This window comes from Holophagales bacterium (genome assembly GCA_016719485.1).
Taxonomy (GTDB): domain Bacteria; phylum Acidobacteriota; class Thermoanaerobaculia; order UBA5066; family UBA5066; genus UBA5066.
The window spans coordinates 95,263-116,149 of sequence record JADJZB010000008.1; the positions used below are offsets into that span (position 1 = coordinate 95,263).

Genomic DNA, 20,887 nt, shown 5'->3' on the forward strand with positions numbered 1-20,887 from the left:
GGGCCCCGGGGGGCGGGGGGGGGGGGGGGGGGGGGCGGGGGGGCGCCCGGGCCCCCGCGGGTGGGGGGGAAGGGGCGCGGAGGCGCTCGCCCGACGGAGCGGGGCCCGCGTTCACGGGTTCGAGAGGCCGGAGGACTCCAGGAGCGCCTCCGTGTCGCGGGCCGACTGCTTGATCGCCTCCACGCCCTCGAGCAGCTCGTCGAGCTGCCCGGAGAGCTCCTTCGGCGACTGCATGGTGACGATCTGGTCGGCGATGAGCTGGAACGAGTTCTCGATGAGGTCGAGCTGACCGCGGGCGACGCCGAGGTAGCGCTGGATCTCGCGCATCCGCTCCTGGCGCTTGACGACGATCGCGAGGTTCTTCTGGGAGATCTCCGTCCGCTGGTCCCCGGGCTCTCCCCGGCGGACCTCGGCCGCGTAGCGGTCCACGTCGCGCTCCAGCGCCCGCTCGTCGACCGAGTCGAGGTAGGCCCGGTAGCGCCAGCAGGTGAGCGCCATCTCGACGAACGCGTCGACGAGACGGTCGGTCTTCACGAGCTCGCCCCGCAGGAGCTCGCCGGAGAAGGTCGGGTTGTGCGAGGCGAGCGACTCGATCTCCTTCCGGCGCACGACGAGGGCCTCGACCCGCTCGCGGTCGCCCTCGGGCAGGACCCCGATCTTCTTCCGCCGCTCCTCCGCCTCGATCGCCTCCCTCAGCTTCGCGAAGCGGGGGTCCCACAGGAGGTGCCGGAGCCGCTTGCTGTCCGGGGCCCAGAGGAGCCAGAGCACCTCGAGGCCGACGGCGCCGAGGATCGGGAGCGGGTTGAGCGTCAGGACCGAGGCGGCGGCCGCTCCGCCGAGGAGCGAGAGGTTGTAGGGGTTGAGGAACGCGGCCTTGACGTACGACTGCTGACCGAACGCCGCGTCGGACGCCTTCCCCTTCAGGAAGCCGATCGCCGACTCCGCCGCCGCGTCACGGATGGCCGGCGAGACGCCCGAGCGGGCGGCGGGGCGCTGCACCGTGGCGGCCTTCGGTCGGGTGACCTGCTGCTCGGCCACGGCGCGCCCGTCCTACGCCGCCGGCTGCGGGGCGTAGAGCATGTCGAGGAGCCTCTTCTCGATCGCCCGGAACGCGTCCGACGACTTCAGGTGGACGTCGCGCTCGGCGAAGCTCGGGATGTCGACCCGGTGGAGGATGCGTGCGGGCCTCGAGGAGAGGACGTAGCAGGTGTCGGCGAGGTAGACCGCCTCGGAGACGTCGTGCGTGACGAAGAGGATCGTGTTGTCCTCGATCCGCGAGACGTCGAGGAGGAGCCCCTGCATTCCCCAGCGCGTCATCGGGTCGAGCGCCCCGAACGGCTCGTCCATCAGGACGACGCGCGGCTTGTTGACGAGCGTCCGCGCGATGGCGACCCGCTGCTTCATTCCTCCCGAGAGGTCCTTCGGGAAGCGCCCCGCGAAGTCGAGGAGGCCGACTTCCTTCAGGACCTCGCGCGCCCGCTCGCCGCGCTCTTTCGGCGCGATCCCCTGGAGCTTCAGGCCGTACTCGACGTTCTCCTGCACCGTGAGCCAGCCGAACGAGGTGTAGGCCTGGAAGACCATCCCCCGGTCCCGCCCCGGCTCGCCGATCGGCTGCCCGTCGAGGAGGACCCTTCCCTTCGTCGGCGGGAGGAGGCCGGCCACGGCCTTGAGGATCGTCGACTTGCCGCACCCGGAGGGACCGAGGAAGACGACGATCTCGCCCGCTCCCGGCTTGTCGACGATGTCGAAGGAGACGTCGCGGACCGCCTCGGTCTTCTCGCCACCGCGGCCGATGTAGGTGACCGAGACGTCCTGGACCGAGAGGCGGTGCGCGGCCGCCGGCGCGGTCGCGCTCACGACGACGCCTCGCGCCAGCGGAAGAGGAGCCGGGAAGTGGTCGAGATGAGGAGATCGGTCAGGAGGCCGATCCCCCCGATGACGAGGAGGCCCGCGAACGACCACGACGCCTTCTGGTGCGTCCGGGCCAGCTCGACCATGTAGCCGAGACCGTGCTCGGGGTTCACCGCCTCGGCGAGGATGACGTAGGTCCACGAGATCGCGTTCATGACGCGGAACGAGTCGAAGATCTCGGGCGCGGCGGCCGGGAGGAGGACGGTCCGGATCACCTGCCCGCGCGAGGCGCCGAGCGTCAGCGCCGTCTGGACGTACTCCTCGGGAACGGCGCGGATCGCCGTCACCACGACGGGGAGGAGGTAGACGAACACGCCGAGGAAGAGGAACGCGATCTTCTGCTTCTCGTAGATGCCGAACCAGAGGATGAGGAGCGGGATGAACGCCGAGATCGGCATGTAGCGCAGCGGCGACACGATCGGCTCGAAGAGCCGGTTCACCGGAGTGAAGGCGCCCATGAGGATTCCGAGCGGCAGGGCTACGGCTGATGCCAGAAGGAAGGCGAGCGCGATCCGCCGCGTCGAGACGAGGATCGCCTGCAGGAGGTCGTACTGGAGGAAGAGCTGCAGCGTTCCCTTCACGACCTCGGTCGGAGAGGGGAGGAAGTCGGGAGGCGCGAGCCCCCCGTAGCTGAGGACGCACCAGACGGCGAGGACGAGCGCCGGCATGACGAAGCCGAGGACGAGCGCCGTCGCCTTCGGCAACGGCGCCCGGAGCGCGAAGAGGCCTCGAGTACTCAACTCAGTTCGTCGCCAGGACGACCTTGATGTCGGTCCGGCGGTTGAGCTGGCGGCCGGCCTCGGTGGTGTTGTCGGCGACCGGGTTCGCCGAGCCCTTCCCGATCGTCTGGAAGCGGCTCGCCTCGATGTTCGGGAAGTTCTTCAGGACGTAGTTCCTCACCGCGAGGGCGCGCCGCTCCGACAGGAGCATGTTCGCCGAGGACTTCCCGGTGGCGTCGGTGTTCCCCTCGACGCGCAGGTAGGTGTTCCCGAACGAGGTCATCGTCTCGCCGAGGGCGTCGAGGACGAAGTACGAGCCGCCCATGATCTCGTCGCTGTTGGGCGTGAAGTGGATCTGGATCTGCTTGTTGATGATCGCCCGGTCCGAGGCCGACGGGGCCTTGGCGGCGACCTTCGGCTCCTCGACCTTCTGCGTCTGGTAGGCGGAGGCCAGCGCGCCGAGGAACCGGGTATCGGCCCACTCCTTCGCGTTGACCGGCTTGGTGACGAGCCCCTTCTTCCGCCAGATGACGAACGCCGTGTCGAAGAGGGTGTCGTAGTGCGCCTTGCCGCCGGTCAGCCCGTAGAACTGGGCGTTGTCGGCGTACGGGGTGAGCTTGAGGCCCGAGAGCATCCCCGAGACGGTCTCCTCGTCGAGCTTCAGCGCCTTGCCGACGACGTTGTACGAGGCGGCGGGGTCGGCCTTCATCATCTCGATCCCGTCGAACCAGCCGTGGACGAAGTCGCGGACGGTCTCGGGGTATGCGTCGATCAGGTCCTGCCGGGCACAGAGGGTGTCGGCGATGATGTTCGTGGCGGCGGCCGTGGAGACGAGGACGTGCGCCTCGTCTCCGCGCGCCTCGACGGCGGAGGAGAGGTCCGGCTCCCAGGTGACGGCCGCGTCGACCTGCCGCGCCTTGAACATGGCGGCGGCGGCGGGGGCGTCCTGCGTGAAGACGATCGCCTTCTCGACGGCGGCCCGGTCCTCGGGGGTCAGGCCCGACTGCGAGAGGAGGTAGAGGAGGAGGAAGTGGGACGGGGTGAACTGCGTGCAGGCGACTTTCCTGCCCTTGAGGCCTTCGATCGAGGTGATCGAGGCGAGGGAGACGATGCCGTCTCCGCCGCGGGACCAGTCCTGCAGGAGGATCGACTTCGCCTTCGCGTTCTGCTCGGCCAGGATCGACGCCTCGCGCGCCCAGTTGTCCACCGTGTTCCACATGATGTCGATGTCGCCCTTGCGGAACGCGGCGAGCTTGGCCGCCGGGTCCTCGAGGAGGACGAACTTCACGTCGAGGCCGTACTTCTTCGTGTAGCCCGAGGCCGGGGAGGGGTCCATGCCGGCGTTGAAGACGACGCCCGGCGCGTGGCCCGCCCAGGTGTTGATGCCGACGACGAGCGGCCGGCCGAGCTTGCCGGCCCCGCCGAGCGCCGCGCCCGTGACGCCCTCGGAGCCCTTGCCGCGCTCGGCGTCGGCCGGGGCGTTCTTCAGGGCGTCGAAGTCGGCCGCGTCGACGCCCGCGTTCCTGTCGGCGGCGGCGCCCTTCTCGGCGCCGGCCCACTTGCGGACGGTGTCGCCCTTGTAGTGCCAGAAGGCGTATCCGAGGACGCCGAGAACGACGACGGTGACGAAGAGTTTCGCGAACGGGGTGAGCTTCATGTCCTTCTCCCTGACGGGGCGGAGGACGGGCGGCCCGCGTTCGGTCCGTCCGATCCCCCACCGTCGGAAACGCGGCCGGCCCCGGTTCCGGGGCCGGCACGCATCACATCGTTTTCTGTCCCTGCGCCGCCTGCGCGGCGGCCCTCTTCGCCTTCAGCTCCGCGAGCTGCTGCTTGGCCTGAACGTCTCCCGCCTGGGTCTTCAGCGCCGCGAGGCGCCCGTCGAGCGAGGTCTCGGAGAGCTCCTTGCCGAGGTTCGCGGCGGCGACCGTCGTCTTGATGTGGTCGCGGACGTTCTCGAGCGCCTTCACCTCGGCGTCGACCGAGAGGCCGTCGAGCTGCTCCTGGATCTTGAGGCGGGCCTGCGCCGACTGCATCCGGGCGAGCATCGTGTCGCGCTCGGCCTTGAGCTTCTTGATCTCGCCCTGCACCTGCAGCAGCGAGGTCTTTGCCGACTCGGCGTCCTTGGAAGCGGTGTCCATGTCGGCCCGCATCTCGGTGATGTCGGCCTCGAGCTGGTTCTTCTTCTGGATCAGGATGACGGCGAGGTCGTCCTGCCCCGTCTCGACGGCCGCGTTCAGCTCGGCCTCGGTCTGGGCCAGCTCGCGCGTCGCCTTCTTGAGGCGCTCGTCGATGTCCTCGCGGCGCCGGATGATGGACGCGGTCGCCGTCTTGAGCTTCGTGTACTTCTCCACCATCGAGTTGATGGCGTTCTCGTAGGCGATCTCCGGGTGCTCCTTCTCGACGTCCGAGATCCAGATCGAGAGGAACCCTTTCCAGAGGTTGCCGATCCGCGCGAAGAAACCGACGTTGGCCATTCTTCAGTCCTTCCTCTCGGGCGCGGGCGCCGGCTCGATGAGCCGGGGAGATTCCTTGACCACCCGCGCCACCTCCTCCTGCCCGAAGAACTCGAGGACCTTCTGGACCTCCAGCTTCTTCGAGTTACAGCTCGTCTGTACGGACGCCTGCTCCTGCAGTTTCCGGTCGAGGATCTGCCGCACCTCGGCGATCTTCTGCTCGTAGTCGGCGACGAGGGCCTGGACCTCGCGGGCCGTGGACGCCGTGTCGGACGCCGTCTTCCTGAGGTACGCCTCGAGCGCCTGGATCGACTCGACCCCCGCCTCGATGATCTTGTCCACCGGGACCCCGAACGCCTTGAGCGAGGCCTCGACGATCTGCTTCCTCACGGCCGGGTCGGTCCCCGGCGGGAGGCTGCCGAGGAGCGCCTGGGCCTTGGCGAAGAGGTCCCGCTCGGAGGCATCGACCCCCGCCGCGTCGAGGACGCCGTCGAAGTCGACCTGCCCTCCCACGGCCCGCGGGGGCTCCGTGACGAAGGCGACGGACGGCGGCCCGGGCGGTGCGGGCGCGGCCGGATCCCCCTCCGACGGGAGGGCTTCCGGATCCGCGGGGGCGAGGGAATCCTCCCCCCCTTCCTTCACGACGAACCAGCCGAGGACGGTGGAGCCCCAGTTTTTCTTTTCACTCATAAAGGATTCCGAATTCGGGATCTTATCAAGCGGCCCGGCCGGGAATCGCTCCCGGTGCGCGCCGTCGTAAAGTCGGCAGCGGGATGAAGGCCGGGCACTACCACCGTTCGATCGGCGACCTGAAGCAGCGGCTCTCCGCTGCGGTGCCGCACGAGACCCTGAAAAGGCTGCACGGGAAGGACCCCGTCCTCCACTTCGCCGTCGTCTTCCGCCAGGCGCTCGTCTTCGCGGGAGCCTTCGCCGCTGGCTGGAGCGTGGAGAGCCTCTGGGTCCGGATTCCGGCCGCGGTGGTCCTCGGGTTCTGCGTCTTCGACGGGACGATCCTCCTCCACGAGGTCGTCCACCGGGCGGTGTTTCGCAACGACCGCCCCCTCGCCCACCGCCTCCTGGGCCTTCTCTACGCCCTTCCGTCGGGGATCTCGCCCACGCAGTTCACCCGCTGGCACCTCGACCACCACGCCGAGCTCGGCTCGGCAGACGACGACCCGAAGCGGGCCCACCTCTCGCCGAAGAAGAACGCGCGCTGGCTGAAGCTCCTCTACGCCACGCCCGCCCTCTTCCCCATCTACTTCCGGGCGGCGCGGCGGGAGACGGCCTCCTACCCGGAGGCGCTGCGCCGGACGATCGCCCTCGAGCGGCTGGCCGCCACCGGCCTCCACCTCGGCGTGGCGGCCGCGATCGGCTTCCTGGGCGGCTGGGAGCGGCTCGTCTGGCTCTGGGCCGTCCCGGTCTTTCTCGTCTTCCCCCCCGCCTTCACTCTGAACCGGCTCGGCCAGCACTACGACGTCGTCCCCCACGAGCCGGCGAAGTGGGGTACGCGGATGGCCCGCTCGCGCTTCTGGGACGTCGTCTACCTCTGGTCGAGCTACCACCTCGAGCACCACTACTTCCCCACGGTCCCCTTCTACCGCCTCCGGGAGCTGAACGCCGCGCTGACCCCGTTCTTCGAGCGCGAGGGGGTGCGCGAGAGGCGGTACCGGGAGCTTCTGCTCGACTGGTTCGTCAGGAACCGGGCGCCCCACACCGACTGGAGCGCCGAGACCCGGCCCGCGCATTCCGGGGCGCCCAGGGGGTAGCCCGCGTCCCTGGCTGCCCCTTGGGGCAGCGCATTCGCGGGCTCTCCGTAATACACTTCCCGACTCCCTTATGTCGGAAAACCGCGGCCAGATTCTCGTCGTCGACGATGAGCCCTTCGCCAGGACGGTGGTCCGACGGATGCTCGAGCTCGACGGCTGGTCCGTCCTCGAGGCCCGCACGACGAAGGAGGCCGGCGCCCTGCTCTCGCAGGGCCCCGAGCCCGTCGCTCTCCTGCTCGACGTCCTCCTCGAGGGCGAGAGCGGCCTCGAGTTCCTCGAGCGCTCCCGGGAGGCCGGGCTCCTCGTCCCGGTCATCGTCATGACGTCGATGGAGGACGTCGAGACGGCCGTGAGGGCGATGAAGGGGGGCGCCTACGACTTCCTCGTCAAGCCGGTGACGCCCGAGCGGCTCCGCACCGCCATCCAGCACGCAGAGGAGCGCCGCGCCCTTCTCTCCGAGAACCGGGACCTGCGGAAACGCGTGCGGCAGGAGGCCTTCGGCCGGACGCTCGTCGGAGAGAGCCCGGCGATGAAGGCCCTCTTCGCGGAGATGGAGCGGGTGGTCGAGACCGACATCGCCGTGTGCCTCCTCGGGGAGACGGGAACGGGCAAGGAGCTCGTCGCCCGGTGGCTCCACGAGAGCGGGCCCCGGGCGAAGGGGCCCTTCGTCGACATCAACTGCGCGGCCATCCCGGAGACGCTCATCGAGAGCGAGCTCTTCGGGCACGAGAAGGGGGCCTTCACCGGGGCCGCCGGCCGTCACAGGGGAAAGCTCGAGCAGGCGGACGGCGGCACGCTCTTCCTCGACGAGCTCGGGGAGATGGCCCACCCGACGCAGGCCCGCCTCCTGCGCGTCCTTCAGGAGAAGACCCTCGTGCGGGTCGGCGGGAGCGAGACCGTTCCGTACAACGCCCGGCTCATCTCGGCGACGCAGCGCGACCTGACGGCCGCCGTACAGGAGGGGCGCTTCCGCGAGGACCTCTACTTCCGGGTCGTCGTCTATCCGCTCCGCCTTCCCCCGCTCCGGGAGCGGACGGAGGACATCCCCCTCCTCGTCCACCACTTCGTCCGGATCTTCCGGGCGAGCACGGGACGCGCCGTGGAGGGGGTCACGCCCGAAGCGCTCGTCACCCTCGAGGCCTACGCCTGGCCGGGCAACGTGCGCGAGCTCCAGAACGCCGTCTTCCGCGCCGTCGTCTCGGCTCGCGGGCCGTTCCTGACGACCGCCGACTTCCCCGACCTTTCCCCCGACCGGGTCCCGCGGTACCTGCCGCGTCCCTACCCGCCCCGATCCGACGACCCTGTGCCTGCTGGCGCCGCTGCGCCCGTGGCGGCTCCGGGCCTGGACACCTCTCACCGGCTCGTCACGATGGAGGACCACGAGAGGGCCGCCATCCAGCAGGCGCTCGACCTCTCGAACGGGAGCGTGCGCGCCGCGGCCGACCGGCTCCAGGTCGCGCGCTCGACGCTCTACCGGCGTATCCGGGCGCTCGGCCTGTCCGCCGCCTCCTGACCGTCCCGGGCGACGGACGGGGCCCCCGGGCCGCTCTGCTACTCTCCCCTTCCGTTCGGGGCGGCTCTCCCGCGCCCACTTCCCGACCCGAGGATGCCGATGGCGACCGAAGTCTCGACCCCGCCCCAGACGCCGTTCCACGGCCTGTCGCCGGACGATCTCGTCCGGGCGTACCGGATTGCGCTCACCGCCCGTCGGCTCGACGATCGGGAGATCCAGCTCAAGAGGCAGAACCGGATCTTCTTCCAGATCAGCGGCGCGGGGCACGAGGCGGTCCAGGTCGCCGCGGCCCTCCTGATGAAGCCGGGGGTCGACTGGCTCTTCCCCTACTACCGGGACCGTGCGCTCTGTCTCGGCCTCGGCGTCACCCCTCTGGAGATGCTCCTCACGGCCGTCGGCGCGAAGGCGGGCGAGGCCTCGGCGGGGCGGCAGATGCCCTCCCACTGGGGCTCGCGGCGGCTGAACATCTTCACGACCTCCTCGCCCACGGCCTCGGAGTGCCTGCCAGGCGTCGGCGTCGCCGAGGCGGGGCGATTCCTCGCCCGGCCCGAATCGCGGGGATTCCTCGCCGCCACGTCGGGCTTCGGCAAGGACGAGGTCTCCGTCGTCACGATCGGCGAGGGGTCGACCTCCGAGGGTGAGTTCTGGGAGGCGCTGAACGCCGCCACCACCCGCAAGCTCCCGGTCCTCTTCCTCGTCGAGGACAACAAGTTCGCCATCTCGACCCCGGTCGAGGTGAACACGCCGGGCGGGTCGATCTCGAAGGTCGTCCGCGGCTACCCCGGGCTGTTCCTCGCCGAGACGGACGGCTGCGACTTCCTCGCCTCCTACGACGCGCTGAAGTGGGCCTTCGCCTACTGCCGCGAGCGGAAGGGGCCGGCCCTCGTCCACGCCCACGTCGTCCGCCCCTACTCGCACTCCCTTTCCGACGACGACCGGCTCTACCGGACGGAAGAGGAGCGGAAGAAGGACGCCGAGCTCGACCCGCTGGGGCGGATGGAGACGCTCCTCCTGAAGCACGGCCTCCTCGACGCGGCCGGCCTCGAGGCCCTGAAGGCCGAGGTCGAAGCGGAGCTGATCGCCGCCACGGACACGGCGCTCGCGAGCCCGCAGCCCGATGCCGGCGAGCTCTTCTCGCACGTCTTCTCGCCCGACGCCGACCCGGCGTCCGCGGCCTTCGACACGGAGGCCTCCCCCGCCTTCTCCGGGAACCCGACGACGATGGTCGACCTGATCAACGCCGCGCTGAAGGACGAGATGCGGCGCGACGGACGCGTCGTCGTCTGGGGCCAGGACGTGGCCGACGCGACCCGCGAGGAGGTCCTCGCCGAGTGCAAGGGAAAGGGCGGCGTCTTCAAGGTCACCTCGGGCCTGCAGAAAGCCTTCGGCGGCGACCGGGTCTTCAACGCGCCGCTCGCCGAGGCGACGATCGTCGGAACGGCTCTCGGCTGGGCCGCGCGCGGCCTGAAGCCCGTCGTCGAGATCCAGTTCTTCGACTACATCTGGCCCGCCATGCAGCAGCTGCGCGACGAGCTCGCGACGGTGCGCTGGCGCTCGGGCGGCACGTGGAAGTGCCCCGTCGTCGTCCGCGTCGCCATCGGCGGCTACCTCACCGGCGGCGGGCCGTACCACTCGCAGTCCGGCGAGGTCGCGTTCACCCACATTCCCGGGTTGCGCGTCGTCTACCCCTCGAACGCCCTCGACGCCAACGGTCTCCTGCGCACCGCCATCCGGTGCGACGACCCGGTCCTCTTCCTCGAGCACAAGCACCTCTACCGCCAGACGCACAACAAGGGCGCGAACCCGGGGCCGGACTACATGGTCCCGTTCGGGAAGGCGAAGACCGTGCGGCCGGGCCGCGACGCGACGCTCGTCACCTACGGAGCCACCGTCTTCCGGAGCGTCGTGGCGGCGCGGAAGATCGCCGAGGACTCGGGGAAGGAGGTCGAGGTGATCGACCTGCGCTCCCTCGCCCCCTACGACTTCGGTGCGATCGCCGAGAGCGTGAAGCGGACGAGCCGCCTCCTCGTCGTCCACGAGGACTGGCAGACCCACGGCTTCGGGGCCGAGGTGGCCGCGCGGGCGGCCGACGAGCTCTTCGAGCGGCTCGACGCGCCGGTGCGGCGCGTGGGCGCGAAGGACGTCTTCTGCGGCTATGCGCCGCAGCTGGAGGACGCCACGCTCCCGCAGAGCGCGGACATCGAGCAGGCCCTGCGGGACCTCCTCGCATACTGACGTGAGGCGGGCGCTCCCGGCCCTGGCCCTGGCCGCGCTCTTCGCCGCCTTCTTCGCCGCCGGCTCCTTCTTCGCCGACCCGATCGGCCTCGTCGCCTCCGCCGCGGCCCTGCGCTTCCGGTCGGCCGGGGCGCTCTCGACGCTCGTTCCCGGCCCCGGCGGCGCGCGCCTGCACGCCTGGGAGCTGGGTCCGCGGTCGGCCGAGGTGCCGGTCGTCCTCCTCCACGGCCTCGGCGCCGCCTCGCACTACTGGGTGAACACGGCGATCGACCTGGCGCGCTCGGGGCGGACGGTCATCGTCCCGGACGCCCCCGGCTCGGGGAAGAGCGCCCCCCCCGCGCCCGGGAGCGGCTGGGGAATCCCGGGCCGCGTCGCCGCCGTGTCGGCGCTTCTCGACGCCCTGCGATTCCGGAAGGTCGACCTGGTCGGCCACTCCCTCGGCGGCTGGACCGCCGGGGCGTTCGCCCTCGCCGAGCCGCACCGGGTCAGGCGTCTCGTCCTCGTCGACTCGGCCGGTTTCACGAAGCTCGATCCGGACGCGGAGCGCGCGCTGCGGCAAAGCCTGACGCCCGGGGACCGCGCGGGAGCCCGGCGTCTCTACGATCTCCTCTTCCTGCGCAAGCCGGTCCCGGCCTGGGGGTTCCTCGTCGACGCCCTCGGCCGCACCTACCGCCAGGAGAACGTCGCTGCGACCGTGGCGGCCCTCGAGGAGAAGGACGGCCTCCTCGGTCGCGAGTCTCTCTTCCCGCCCGGGACCGTCTTCATCCACGGAGCCCGGGACGCGGTCTGCCTCCTCTCCGACGCCCGGGAGGCGTTCGCGCTGGTGCCGAAGGGAAGGCTCTTCGTCGTCCGCGGGACCGGGCACGACGTCCCCCTCGAGGCTCCGCGTCTCTTTCACGAGACGCTCCGCCGCGCGCTCGAGGAGCGCCGGCCGGAGTAGAGGGGGCTCAGGGCGTCGGGAGGACGAACCCGTCGGGGCCCGTGACGCGCAGCACCGCGCCCGGCGCGCGGACGCGGACCGTCAGCGCGTGTCGTCCCGCCTCCAGGCGCGCCGTCAGGGCGCCTGCCGGGCGGGACGCCCCGAAGACGACTCCTCCGTCGAGCTGCACGTCCACGCCGCCGCGGCTCGAGAACGTGTAGAGACCTTCCTCCGGGACGGGGAAGCTCCCCTCTGCGGACGCGGGTATCCGCGGGAAGCCCTCGAGGTAGCTGCGCGCACTCTGGGCGGCGCGCCCGGCCGGGACTCGCCAGAGGGTCCAGCCCGGCTGGCCCGGGAGAACGCCTCCCGAGGCGATCGCGACCGCCCCGAGGACGCGGGGCGTCGACGAGCGTTCCGGCGTCGCCGCGTCCGCGAAAAGAACGTCCCGCGAAGGGACGAAACGAAGCTCGGCGAGTCCCGTCCCCTGCCGGATCGCGGGCGCCGCGCTCCGCGGTTCCTGGAGAAGCGCGTCGACGACGAAAGCATTCCGGGCCGCCGCGGGAGCGAGGAGGACGTCGGCCGGACCGCCGGACGAGATCTCGGCCCTCACCGCGTCGGCGAGGTCCCTCTCGGGACCGCCGAAGGCGCCGTAGAGGCGGGGCGAGGAGAGCCACCGAAGGAAGCCGGCGGCGTCGAGGAGGGCGGAGGCGACGAGGACGAGGGCGAGCGCGGTCGTGGCGAACGGCCTTCGGGCGGGGGCCGGGAGCTCGACGACGCGTTCTGCGCCGAGGGCGGCCAGGACGACGAGGAAGGGGGCGGCGAGTGAGGTCCGGAACGCGTTCGCGGCATCCTCGACGGCCAGGAGGCTCGCGACGAGAAGGAGCCCGGCGATCACCGCGAGAAAGCGGGCAGGTTTCCGGCGGCGCAGCCCGTCGACGGCCCCGAAGAGCGCGAGGCCGGTGACGGCGGCGGGGAGGACCGGGCGCTTCGGATCGCCGTGCCTTTCGTTCGGATCGCCCCCGATCGTGAACAGCTTCGCGTAGGAGACGGCGTTCCGGGAAAGCGCGGAGACATGGGACGAGCCGTCCCGCGAGGCGGAAAGCTCGCGCGTCCGGGCGAGAGCGCGCTCCGGATGGCTCGCGTAGTGGACCGCCAGCGGCGCCGTCGCGAGAGCCCAGGCGGCGCATCCGGCGACGGCGACACGGAGAGGCCGCCGATCCGTTCCCCCGACGCCGCCGCGGCGCCAGGCGTCGGCCAGGACGAGGAGCGGCAGGGGCAGGAGCGCCCAGGCCGCGGGGTAACCCCAGGCCGAGACGCCGAGAAGGGTGCCTGCGACGACGGCCCAGCCCCGGGAGTCACGGCGCGCGGCCCGGAGGGCGGCCGCCGCTGCGAGGACGACGAGCGCCGAGGTCGCGACCGCGAGCCATCCCCATCGCCCCGTCGAGAGCAGCCAGGACGAGGTCGAGAGAAGGAGGGCCGCAGAGAGGAACGGGAACGCACGGCCCGCGGAGGCCTGAGCGGCGATCGCGACCGCCCCGAGCAGAAGGAGCAGGGCGGGCCCGATCGAAATCGCACGGACCGAGGCGATGCCCCCCCCCGCAGCCCGATCGATGGCCGAGATGGCTCGGAGGGCCGCATTCGTAATCCAGAAGTTCACGAACCCGGCATCCGGAGGCTGGAGCGGCGAAGTCCCGGCGAGGGTCGCCCCGCTCGCCGCAGCGCCCCGTGCGGCGCGGAGCGCGAGCGCCTCGTCGATCCAGGGCCCGGGCGGGGCATCGCTCCAGCGGAAGAGCCGGAGCGCGAACCCGAGGGCCAGCAGCGCCAGGAGCGTCGCACCGAGCGCCGCCCGCCGCACCGGCTCCGTCACTGGGGCCCTCCGGGCTCGAACGTCGTCACGACGGGAATGCTCGTCCCCTGGGTGAAGCGCTCGTCGAACGCCTCCGCCAGGACGCGTCCGTCCATGTCGCGCGCGATCGGCTCTCCCGCCAGGACGAGGAGGGTCGGCGCGAGGTCGACGATATCGGCAGAGGTGAGTCTCACGTTCGCACGGATGCCGGAACCCCAGAAGACGAGGAATCCGTCGTCCCCCGCGTCCGGGGATGCGGCCGGCGCGCTCCCGCCCAGGAGGTCGACGAGTGCGGAGAGGGGTGGTGCGGGGCCGAAGCCGGAGGGGGAGAAGACGCACAGGGTCCGGTCGCGTCCTTCCCGCTCGAGGAGGTCGCCGAGGGTGTCGTCGAGGAAGCGGTAGTAGGCGAGGAGCGCCTTTTCCGCCAGGTCGGCGTCGCGCCGCAGGGGACCGAAGTACCGCCGCGGGTCCGCGGACGGGCCCCAGACCCGCGCCGGACCGGCGAGCCCCGACAGGACGAGGGCCGAAACGCTTCCCGGGCCGGTCGGGACCGCGGCCAGGGTCGCGCCGACGATGCCGAGATCGCGCGCCGCTCCGTCGCCCGCGCCGGCCCGGCGCCGCTCTTCTTCGGGCAGGCCTGCCGGCTCGAGGGCGCGCGCGAGGGACCTGTCGAGGTTCCCCGCGTCCAGCAGGAGGAGCCGTGCACGGGCCGCCGGCGCCGCGGGCAGGGCGGAGCTTTCCGGCGCGCCACCGCCGAAGAACTCCTCCGTCGCCCAGAGGACCAGCCCCTCCCGGGGCGGCCCGGACGCAGGCCAGCCGAGGACGGCAGCCTCGTGCCGGCGCTGGGCGAGGACTTCCCAGAACGCCAGGCTTCGCCGCCCGGGCGTGCTCCCGGGCAGGGGCAGGGGCCGGGCGAAGGGGAGGGGGAACGGTCCCGCGAGACCGGGCAGGCGCGGGCGGAGTCGGAGGACCCCGACGGGCGTCCGGACCGGATTCCCGGAGACGACGCCGTGCTTCCTGGGGAACTTCCCCGTCGCCGCCGTCGTCCAGAGGGCCGCCCGGTCGTGCGGGACGAGGGTGCCGAGCGGCCCGCCTGCGCCCTCTTCGAGCAGGCGCGCGAAGACGGGGAGCGTTCCTTCGGAGACGGCGCGGGAGAGCAGCTCCCAGGAGACACCCTCGAGGCCGACGACGAGGAGGCTTCGCGTCGCGGTCCTCGGGATCACCTGCGGGGACGCGAGGGGCCCTCGCTCCGGACTGCGGCGCCCGAGGAACGGCACGGCCGACAGGAGCGCGACCGGACAGAGGAGGAGCGCGGTCGCCGTGCGCCCCCGCGGACGGGCCCGCGCGGCGAAGAGAAGGGCGAGCGCCGAAACGGCCCCGGCGATCGAGACGCCGACGAGGATCCTGCGGGTGTCGTTACCGAGGAAGAGGTAGTGGATCCGCCGCTGCTCCTCTGCGAAGGCGGCGAGGAGGAGGAGGAGGAGCGCCGACGCTCCCCAGAACCCGGGAGAGGGAGACCCCGGCTCCTTCACGAAGAAGCCGAACGGGACGAGGACGAGCGCGCCGGCGAGGCCGCAGCCGGCGAGGAGCCTCAGCACCGGGACCGGGGCCAGCAGCTGCGGGTTCAGAGCGAGAAGGACGTTCCCGAAGGCGACGCCCGCGATCGCGCCGAGGAGCGCGGGGTGGCTGCGGCGGAGGGCCTCGCTCATAATCCGCGTCCGCGAGTCTCGCCGTCTTCAGCATGGTGGTCAACGAAGCCCTCCGCATCCTCCGCACCGTCCGCTACGACGCGGCCCATTTCTCCGTGTTTCTGCAGGCCGGGTCGATCGCCGCGGCCGCGAAGCCGGGGCAGTTCGTCATGGTGCAGGCCGGCGACGGCCTGAGGCCCTACCTGCGCCGCGCCTTCTCCGTCGCCGACGTGACGACGGTGGCGGGCGTCCCCGGCTTCGAGCTCGTCGTGAGGGCCGTCGGGGTGGGCACGGAGGCTCTCGGACGCTTCGCCGAAGGGACGCCGATCCCGGTCCTCGGGCCGCTCGGAGTGCCGTTTCCGATCGACGACCTGAAGCAGTCCGACCGCGTGGCCCTCGTGGCGGGAGGAATCGGCCTGGCGCCGCTCGTCCTCCTCTCCCGGCGGCTCGCCGAGCGCGGGATCCCCGCCGATCTCTTCTACGGCGGGCGGAACGAGAGCGAGGTGCTCAAGCGTCCCGACTTCGAGCGCTTCCTCGGCGCCCACCGCTGCCGCTACGCCACCGACGACGGCTCTCTCGGCAAGAAGGGGCGCGTCACGGACATCCTCGGCTCGGCCCTCGAGGCGGGAACGACCTACCGCCGGGTCTACGCCTGCGGCCCCCTGCCGATGTTCCGGACGCTGGCGGCGATGCTGGAGTCGGCCGGCGTCGAGGGCTCCTTCGCGCTCGAGTCGGAGATGGCCTGCGGTTTCGGGGTCTGCCTCGGCTGCGTCCTGCCGGGCCGCGACGGGCGATTCCACACGATCTGCACGGAGGGGCCCTGTCTCCCCCCGACGGCCATCGACTGGGGCCGCGTGTGAGGAGGGCCGCGCGATGAGCGTCGACCTCTCCGTCCACCTCGGCCGCCTCCTGCTGAGGAATCCGATCGCCACGGCGTCCGGAACCTTCGGGTACGGGCTCGAGTTCGCCGAGTTCGTCGACCTCGGCGCGCTCGGCGCGATCTCCGTCAAGGGGCTGTCGCTGCGCCCCTGCCTCGGGAACCCGCCGCCGCGCATCTGCGAGACCGACGCGGGAATGCTGAATGCCATCGGCCTCCAGAACGTCGGCATCGAAGAGTTCCTCGACGGCAAGCTCCCGAAGCTCGTCGAGAAGGGCGCCACCGTGATCGCGAACGTCTGGGGCGACACGGAGGCCGAGTACCGCGCCGTCGTCGAGCGGATCGGTGACGACCCGCGCGTGGCGGCCGTCGAGCTGAACGTCTCCTGCCCGAACGTCGTGAAGGGAGGGATGGTCTTCGGCAACGACCCCGCGGCGCTTCACGCGCTCGTCGCCGCCGTCCGCTCCGCGACGCGCCTGCCCCTCGTCGTGAAGCTCTCGCCGAACGTGACCGACGTCGTCACGGCGGCGAAGGCGGCCGTCGACGGCGGGGCCGACGTCCTCTCCCTCATCAACACGCTCGTCGGCCTCTCGATCGACGTCGAGACGCGCGAGCCGAAGATCGGCTTCACGACGGGTGGTCTCTCCGGGCCCGCCATCCGTCCCGTCGCCCTCCGGATGGTCTGGGAGGTCCGCAGGGCGCTGCCGAACGTCCCGATCTTCGGGATCGGGGGCATCGAGACGGTCGAGCACGTCCTCGAGTTCCTGATCGCCGGCGCGAACGCCGTCCAGGTCGGCACGGCCAACTTCCGCGATCCGGGCGTCTGCGGCCGCCTCGTCCGCGACCTCGAGCTCTGGTGCGAGCGGCACGGCGTGTCGCGCGTGGCCGACCTGAGCGGGACCCTCAAGACGCGGCCGCGGCCGGAGAAGGCCTATGCCTGACGGCCGGCAGCGGATCGCCGTGGCCCTCGACGCCTCCGAGAGGGGCCGGATCCTGGAGCTGGCGCGCCTGGTCGCACCGGAGTCGGGCGTTCTCAAGATCGGCCTCGAGGCGTTCTGCGCCCACGGCCCCTCCCTCGTGGCCGAGGTGGCCGCGATCGCGCCGGTCTTCCTCGACCTGAAGCTCCACGACATCCCGAACACGGTCGGCGGCGCCGCGGCCGCGGCCGCGCGGACGGGAGCCTCGATCCTGAACGTCCACGCCGGCGGGGGACGCGAGATGATGCGCGTCGCGGGAGAGAGGGCTCGCGAAGCCGCTTCGGCGGCCGGCCGGACCGCCCCGAAGGTGATCGCCGTGACGGTCCTGACGTCGCTCGACGCCGCGGCCCTCGCCGAGGTCGGCTTCGAGGGATCCCCGGGGACGGTGGCTCTGCGGCTCGCGGTCCTGGCGAAGGAATCGGGGCTCGACGGTGTCGTCTGTTCCCCCGAGGAGATCGCCGCCATCCGCGCCGCGTGCGGTCCGGAGTTCCTCCTCGTCGTGCCCGGCATCCGGCCCGCGGGGAGCGCCGCCGCCGACCAGAAGCGGATCGCGACGCCCGGCTCCGCTGCGACGGCAGGGGCCGACCTCCTCGTGATCGGGCGCCCGATCACGGGCGCGGCCGACCCCGCGGCCGCCGCGCGCGAGATCGCGCGCGAGATCGCCATCGGTCTCGCCGGCCGAAGCTAGTCGACCGGGATCTTCGTGTAGCGGGCCGAACCGCGCTGCTTCTCGGCGGCGCGCTCGGCGAAGGCGATCTCCTCGTCGAGGAAGTCGCGCAGGGCGCGCAGGAGCTCGATTCCCGAGGTCGTCGCCCGGGAGGCCGAGTCCGCGTGCCCCCGCCGCGCCAGCTCGAACGCGAAGCGGGTCACGAGGTCTCCGACGGGCTTCAGGATGCAGCCGTCCTTCCCGCACGGGATCCCTGCGAATCCCGCCGCGAAGTCCGCGGTCTTGCTCGCCGGCCGTGCGCCGGTGGCACCCTTCGGCGCTTCGGGGGTCGGATCGAACCCGGGGCCGAAGTCGTTCTCGAGGCCGTCCCCGGCCTTGGAGCCCCGCTTCTTCCGGCGCTCAGCCACGCCCGGCCTCCTCTCTGGCCGGCTCGAAGCGGACCGTCAGGCGCCCCGCCTCGACCTTGGCCTTCGTCGGGACGTGGCCCGAAAGCGTCCGCGGAATCGGGATGTGGTGCCGGAAGTTCCCGAGGGTGACGATCAGGTCACCCGAGGCGACGGCCAGCTCGACGTCCTCGCGCTCGACGAAGGGGAGCTCGAGCGTGAGCAGGTAGTGGCCGGCCTTCTTCTGGTACTTGTACGGGGCCGTCGTCCGGAAGGAGGCGGCCGGGTCGATCGCGGCGAACAGATCGCCGCCGAGCCTGGCGAGGTCCGCCAGCCCGACGACCTGGTCGTCCTTCAGCGGGACGGTCCAGATCGGAACCGGGTCGAAGTAGCGCTTCGCTTCCGAGAGGAACTGCGCCTGCGTCCTGCGCCACTTGTCGAAGAAGTGGTCCTCGAGCCCCTCCGGGAGAAGACGGTTCACGATCACGGCGTCGACCGTGAAGCCGTAGAGGCCGAAGTACATGAAGGCGCGCTGCGTCTCTCGCATGACGATCTTCTCGGCGTTCGTCACGAGCCGGACGGTCGTCGTCTTCGGGTCTTTCAGCAGGGCGTCGACGCCGTCCAGCTTCTCGGCGAGGGCCTGGACGTTGTCGAAGTAGCGCTCCGGCGGGAGGGGAACGCCCGTCATCTTCTCGGCCACCGGACGGGCGACCTTCAGGATCGACCGCTCGATCCGGAAGAGCTTCTTCATGTACCAGTCGAGCGTCGGAGGGAGGGAGACGAACCGGAGCGACTCCCCGGTCGGCGCGCAGTCGAGGATCAGGACGTCGTACGCCTGCTCGCGGGCGTAGCGGTTGACGTAGAGGAGGGCCGAGACCTCCTCCATCCCCGGGAAGATGGCGAGCTCCTCCGCGAGGACCTCCTCCACGCCGGTGACGGCGAGGAGCGTCGCGATGTAGCCGGAAATGTCCTGCCAGTGCCGGCCGATCTCCTCGGTGACGTCGACCTCCTGGATCCAGAGGTTCTCCGCGACCGCGACCGGGACTCCGCGCCGCTTGTCGGCGAGGCGTCCGTCGAGGTCGAAGGCGTCGGCGAGGGAGTGGGCCGCGTCGACCGACATGACGAGCGTCCTCAGGCCGCGGGCCGCCAGGGTCAGGCCCGTGGCGGCGGCGACGGTCGTCTTGCCGACCCCGCCCTTGCCCGTGTAGAGGAGGATTCGCATCAGTGGAAGAGCGCCATCTTAGCGTGCGCCAACGCGGACCCCGGGGGAAGGACGCGGAACGCGACCTCCCCGCCTCGGGGGCGCCCAGCGCCTGTACGTCTCAGTAGCCGCGCAGGCGGCCCCGGTCTTCCCGCTCCCGCCGCGAGAGCTTTCCGGCGCTGGCGTCCCGCTTCGGCGCCAGGAGGCGCTCCAGCCGGCGGGCCTCGGCCTGATCGGGTGTCAGCTCGGGCGTCGTCTCCTCGTAGAGCGTCCGGGCCTGGGCCTTCGGGACGTGGTGCTCCGCGACCGCCTTGATGACGAGGGTCCGCCGCCGGCCCGGAACGGTGACCTGGAGCGTGTCGCCCGGCTTCACCGTCCGGTGGGGCTTTGCCGCCGAGCCGTTCAGGTCGACCTTGCCTCCCTCGCACGCCTCCTTGGCCTGCGAGCGCGTCGGGTAGATGCAGGCGACGTCGAGAAACACATCGAGGCGGACGCCCCCGGCGTCCGCCTCCTCCTCGCGCTTCTTCTCGCGCGCCATCCTCAGAAGACCCCTCGGAGAAGGGGAGAGAGGAGGCTTCCCCGCCCCGGCGCCATTTCAGAAGACGGGCTTCTGGACGGTCTTGTCGAACGCGTAGGTGTACTGGTAGCCGAGGACCGAGACCTTCTGGATGTACTTCGCCTCGACGATGACGTCGTTCCCGTGCCGGCGGATCTTGATGTCCTGGAGAAGGAGTGGCGTCCCCGCCTCCTGCGCGGTGACGAAGATCTCGTACTGGATCTTGTCGGGCTGCTTCACGCCGGCAAAGTTCGCCTGCTCGCTCATCACGTCGAGAACCGTGTTCCCGGCGATGTGCAGCGGGACGATCTTGAAGAGCGCGATTCCCACGAGAATGACGACGGCGATCCCGACGATCGTGCCGAAAGCCCCTTCGCCGCGAACCCGGTTCCGGACGGACATGTTCTGCCTCCTGTTTCCTTCACCCCGTCGGGTCTACCGGACGACGTGCATCGTCCGCTCCCAGCGGGTCCTCGAGAAAAAGTGTATCGCGCCGTCGAGCACCCGGCGTACGGCGGCTCCCCGGCCGGCGAACGGCTCCGGCGGGGGCCGCACCGACCAGTAGACCAGGAGCGCCCGTCCCTTGACGAGGTGCCGCGAAACGGGCCCCCAGGACCGGGAATCCCTCGATTCGTCCCGGTTGTCGCCGAGAGCGAAGAACGTTCCGGCGGGGAGGGTCCGGGGGGCCAGCTCGTCGCGCCCCCGAAGGGACGCAGGGACGACGCGGCCGGTCAGGAGCGCCGGGTCCCGGTGGACGACGTAGGGCTCGTCCCTCTCGACCCCGTTCACCCGGAGCCGCTTGGCACGGATCTCGACCGACTCCCCGCCGAAGGCGACCGCTCTCTTGACGAAATCGCGGTCCGGGTCCTCGGGACCACGGAACACGACGACGTCGCCGCGGAGGATCTCCCGGCGCGGCAGGATCGGCCCCCAGGGCAGCCCGCGGGGCGCCCAGACGAGCTTGTCGACGACGACGTGGTCGCCGACGAGGAGGTTCTGCTCCATCGAGCCGCTGGGGATCTGGTACGCCTCGAAGAGGAACGCCTTGACGAAGAGCGCGAAGATGACCGCGACGAGGACCGCCTCGACGTACTCGCGGAGCAGGACGAGGCCGCGCGACCGCCGGACTGCCGGACGCAACCCGCCGACGCCGTCTTCGGGAGTCACGTCCTGCGG

Annotated in this window: 20 protein-coding genes; 7 read left to right on the forward strand and 13 right to left on the reverse strand. The window is 71.5% G+C overall.

Annotated features, from left to right (window positions below):
- Positions 1 to 111: 111 nt before the first annotated feature.
- From IPN03_06820 to IPN03_06845, 6 genes are all read right to left on the reverse strand, one after another.
- Positions 112 to 1,038 carry a hypothetical protein gene (locus tag IPN03_06820; GenBank protein ID MBK9373438.1) on the reverse strand — a complete coding sequence of 309 codons (927 nt, stop codon included), beginning with the start codon at positions 1,036 to 1,038 and terminating at the stop codon, positions 112 to 114.
- A 12-nt stretch (positions 1,039 to 1,050) separates the two neighbouring features.
- Entirely contained in the window at positions 1,051 to 1,857 is an 807-nt protein-coding gene (locus IPN03_06825; protein MBK9373439.1) for an ABC transporter ATP-binding protein, read from the reverse strand.
- Positions 1,854 to 2,651 (reverse strand): ABC transporter permease, encoded by a 798-nt coding sequence (locus IPN03_06830; protein ID MBK9373440.1) that lies wholly within the window; start codon positions 2,649 to 2,651, stop codon positions 1,854 to 1,856. Before IPN03_06830 ends, IPN03_06825 begins: the two co-directional genes overlap by 4 nt.
- A 1-nt stretch (position 2,652) precedes the next feature.
- On the reverse strand, positions 2,653 to 4,287 hold the full coding sequence (locus IPN03_06835) for an OmpA family protein (protein MBK9373441.1): 1,635 nt from the start codon (positions 4,285 to 4,287) through the stop codon (positions 2,653 to 2,655).
- 103 nt (positions 4,288 to 4,390) lie between these two features.
- The gene (locus IPN03_06840; GenBank protein MBK9373442.1) at positions 4,391 to 5,104 is read right to left on the reverse strand and encodes a PspA/IM30 family protein; all 714 of its coding nucleotides are present in this window, start codon (positions 5,102 to 5,104) and stop codon (positions 4,391 to 4,393) included.
- Between the two features lie 3 nt (positions 5,105 to 5,107).
- The gene (locus IPN03_06845) at positions 5,108 to 5,773 is read right to left on the reverse strand and encodes a hypothetical protein (GenBank protein MBK9373443.1); all 666 of its coding nucleotides are present in this window, start codon (positions 5,771 to 5,773) and stop codon (positions 5,108 to 5,110) included.
- A gap of 83 nt (positions 5,774 to 5,856) precedes the next feature.
- On the opposite strand from IPN03_06845, the gene IPN03_06850 reads away from it, so the two are divergent.
- The 4 genes from IPN03_06850 (at position 5,857) to IPN03_06865 (ending at position 11,537) form a co-directional block, all read left to right on the forward strand.
- A complete protein-coding gene (locus IPN03_06850) occupies positions 5,857 to 6,849 on the forward strand; it encodes a fatty acid desaturase (GenBank protein ID MBK9373444.1) in 993 nt (330 codons plus the stop codon).
- Between the two features lie 70 nt (positions 6,850 to 6,919).
- Complete coding sequence (locus IPN03_06855) at positions 6,920 to 8,362, forward strand: sigma-54-dependent Fis family transcriptional regulator (GenBank protein ID MBK9373445.1); 1,443 nt, start codon at positions 6,920 to 6,922, stop codon at positions 8,360 to 8,362.
- A 93-nt stretch (positions 8,363 to 8,455) separates the two neighbouring features.
- Complete coding sequence (locus IPN03_06860) at positions 8,456 to 10,597, forward strand: dehydrogenase E1 component subunit alpha/beta (protein ID MBK9373446.1); 2,142 nt, start codon at positions 8,456 to 8,458, stop codon at positions 10,595 to 10,597.
- A 1-nt stretch (position 10,598) separates the two neighbouring features.
- Positions 10,599 to 11,537 (forward strand): alpha/beta hydrolase, encoded by a 939-nt coding sequence (locus IPN03_06865; protein MBK9373447.1) that lies wholly within the window; start codon positions 10,599 to 10,601, stop codon positions 11,535 to 11,537.
- Positions 11,538 to 11,544: 7 nt separating this feature from the next.
- Here the strand turns inward: IPN03_06865 and IPN03_06870 are convergent, their stop codons facing one another.
- Both IPN03_06870 and IPN03_06875 read right to left on the reverse strand, forming a co-directional pair.
- Positions 11,545 to 13,383, reverse strand: a complete 1,839-nt coding sequence (locus tag IPN03_06870; protein MBK9373448.1) for a hypothetical protein — start codon at positions 13,381 to 13,383, stop codon at positions 11,545 to 11,547.
- Entirely contained in the window at positions 13,380 to 15,071 is a 1,692-nt protein-coding gene (locus IPN03_06875) for an alkaline phosphatase family protein (GenBank protein ID MBK9373449.1), read from the reverse strand. Before IPN03_06875 ends, IPN03_06870 begins: the two co-directional genes overlap by 4 nt.
- A 32-nt stretch (positions 15,072 to 15,103) precedes the next feature.
- Here IPN03_06875 and IPN03_06880 point away from each other — a divergent pair, with 32 nt between their 5' ends.
- The 3 genes from IPN03_06880 to pyrF are packed head-to-tail and all read left to right on the forward strand — an operon-like array spanning position 15,104 to position 17,592.
- Positions 15,104 to 15,910, forward strand: a complete 807-nt coding sequence (locus IPN03_06880; GenBank protein MBK9373450.1) for a dihydroorotate dehydrogenase electron transfer subunit — start codon at positions 15,104 to 15,106, stop codon at positions 15,908 to 15,910.
- 13 nt (positions 15,911 to 15,923) lie between these two features.
- Positions 15,924 to 16,868, forward strand: coding sequence for a dihydroorotate dehydrogenase (locus tag IPN03_06885; GenBank protein ID MBK9373451.1), 945 nt, complete (start codon positions 15,924 to 15,926; stop codon positions 16,866 to 16,868).
- The gene (pyrF, locus tag IPN03_06890) at positions 16,861 to 17,592 is read left to right on the forward strand and encodes an orotidine-5'-phosphate decarboxylase (protein ID MBK9373452.1); all 732 of its coding nucleotides are present in this window, start codon (positions 16,861 to 16,863) and stop codon (positions 17,590 to 17,592) included. Before IPN03_06885 ends, pyrF begins: the two co-directional genes overlap by 8 nt.
- Here the strand turns inward: pyrF and IPN03_06895 are convergent.
- From IPN03_06895 to lepB, 5 genes are all read right to left on the reverse strand, one after another.
- Complete coding sequence (locus IPN03_06895; GenBank protein MBK9373453.1) at positions 17,589 to 17,978, reverse strand: hypothetical protein; 390 nt, start codon at positions 17,976 to 17,978, stop codon at positions 17,589 to 17,591. The genes pyrF and IPN03_06895 overlap by 4 nt on opposite strands.
- Complete coding sequence (locus IPN03_06900; protein MBK9373454.1) at positions 17,971 to 19,176, reverse strand: ArsA family ATPase; 1,206 nt, start codon at positions 19,174 to 19,176, stop codon at positions 17,971 to 17,973. Before IPN03_06900 ends, IPN03_06895 begins: the two co-directional genes overlap by 8 nt.
- Before the next feature lie 100 nt (positions 19,177 to 19,276).
- Positions 19,277 to 19,693, reverse strand: a complete 417-nt coding sequence (locus tag IPN03_06905) for an RNA-binding S4 domain-containing protein (protein ID MBK9373455.1) — start codon at positions 19,691 to 19,693, stop codon at positions 19,277 to 19,279.
- A gap of 57 nt (positions 19,694 to 19,750) precedes the next feature.
- Positions 19,751 to 20,113 (reverse strand): hypothetical protein, encoded by a 363-nt coding sequence (locus IPN03_06910; GenBank protein ID MBK9373456.1) that lies wholly within the window; start codon positions 20,111 to 20,113, stop codon positions 19,751 to 19,753.
- A gap of 33 nt (positions 20,114 to 20,146) precedes the next feature.
- Positions 20,147 to 20,878, reverse strand: a complete 732-nt coding sequence (lepB, locus tag IPN03_06915) for a signal peptidase I (GenBank protein MBK9373457.1) — start codon at positions 20,876 to 20,878, stop codon at positions 20,147 to 20,149.
- Positions 20,879 to 20,887 lie beyond the last annotated feature (9 nt).

Coding starts and splice junctions, on each gene's coding strand:
- IPN03_06880 (MBK9373450.1), top strand. CDS start 15,104: ATGGTGGTCAACGAAGCCCTCCGCATCCTCCGCACCGTCCGCTACGAC.
- IPN03_06840 (MBK9373442.1), bottom strand. CDS start 5,104: ATGGCCAACGTCGGTTTCTTCGCGCGGATCGGCAACCTCTGGAAAGGG.
- IPN03_06855 (MBK9373445.1), top strand. CDS start 6,920: ATGTCGGAAAACCGCGGCCAGATTCTCGTCGTCGACGATGAGCCCTTC.
- IPN03_06900 (MBK9373454.1), bottom strand. CDS start 19,176: ATGCGAATCCTCCTCTACACGGGCAAGGGCGGGGTCGGCAAGACGACC.
- IPN03_06875 (MBK9373449.1), bottom strand. CDS start 15,071: ATGAGCGAGGCCCTCCGCCGCAGCCACCCCGCGCTCCTCGGCGCGATC.
- IPN03_06910 (MBK9373456.1), bottom strand. CDS start 20,113: ATGTCCGTCCGGAACCGGGTTCGCGGCGAAGGGGCTTTCGGCACGATC.
- IPN03_06850 (MBK9373444.1), top strand. CDS start 5,857: ATGAAGGCCGGGCACTACCACCGTTCGATCGGCGACCTGAAGCAGCGG.
- IPN03_06860 (MBK9373446.1), top strand. CDS start 8,456: ATGCCGATGGCGACCGAAGTCTCGACCCCGCCCCAGACGCCGTTCCAC.
- pyrF (MBK9373452.1), top strand. CDS start 16,861: ATGCCTGACGGCCGGCAGCGGATCGCCGTGGCCCTCGACGCCTCCGAG.
- IPN03_06845 (MBK9373443.1), bottom strand. CDS start 5,773: ATGAGTGAAAAGAAAAACTGGGGCTCCACCGTCCTCGGCTGGTTCGTC.
- IPN03_06905 (MBK9373455.1), bottom strand. CDS start 19,693: ATGGCGCGCGAGAAGAAGCGCGAGGAGGAGGCGGACGCCGGGGGCGTC.
- IPN03_06835 (MBK9373441.1), bottom strand. CDS start 4,287: ATGAAGCTCACCCCGTTCGCGAAACTCTTCGTCACCGTCGTCGTTCTC.
- IPN03_06885 (MBK9373451.1), top strand. CDS start 15,924: ATGAGCGTCGACCTCTCCGTCCACCTCGGCCGCCTCCTGCTGAGGAAT.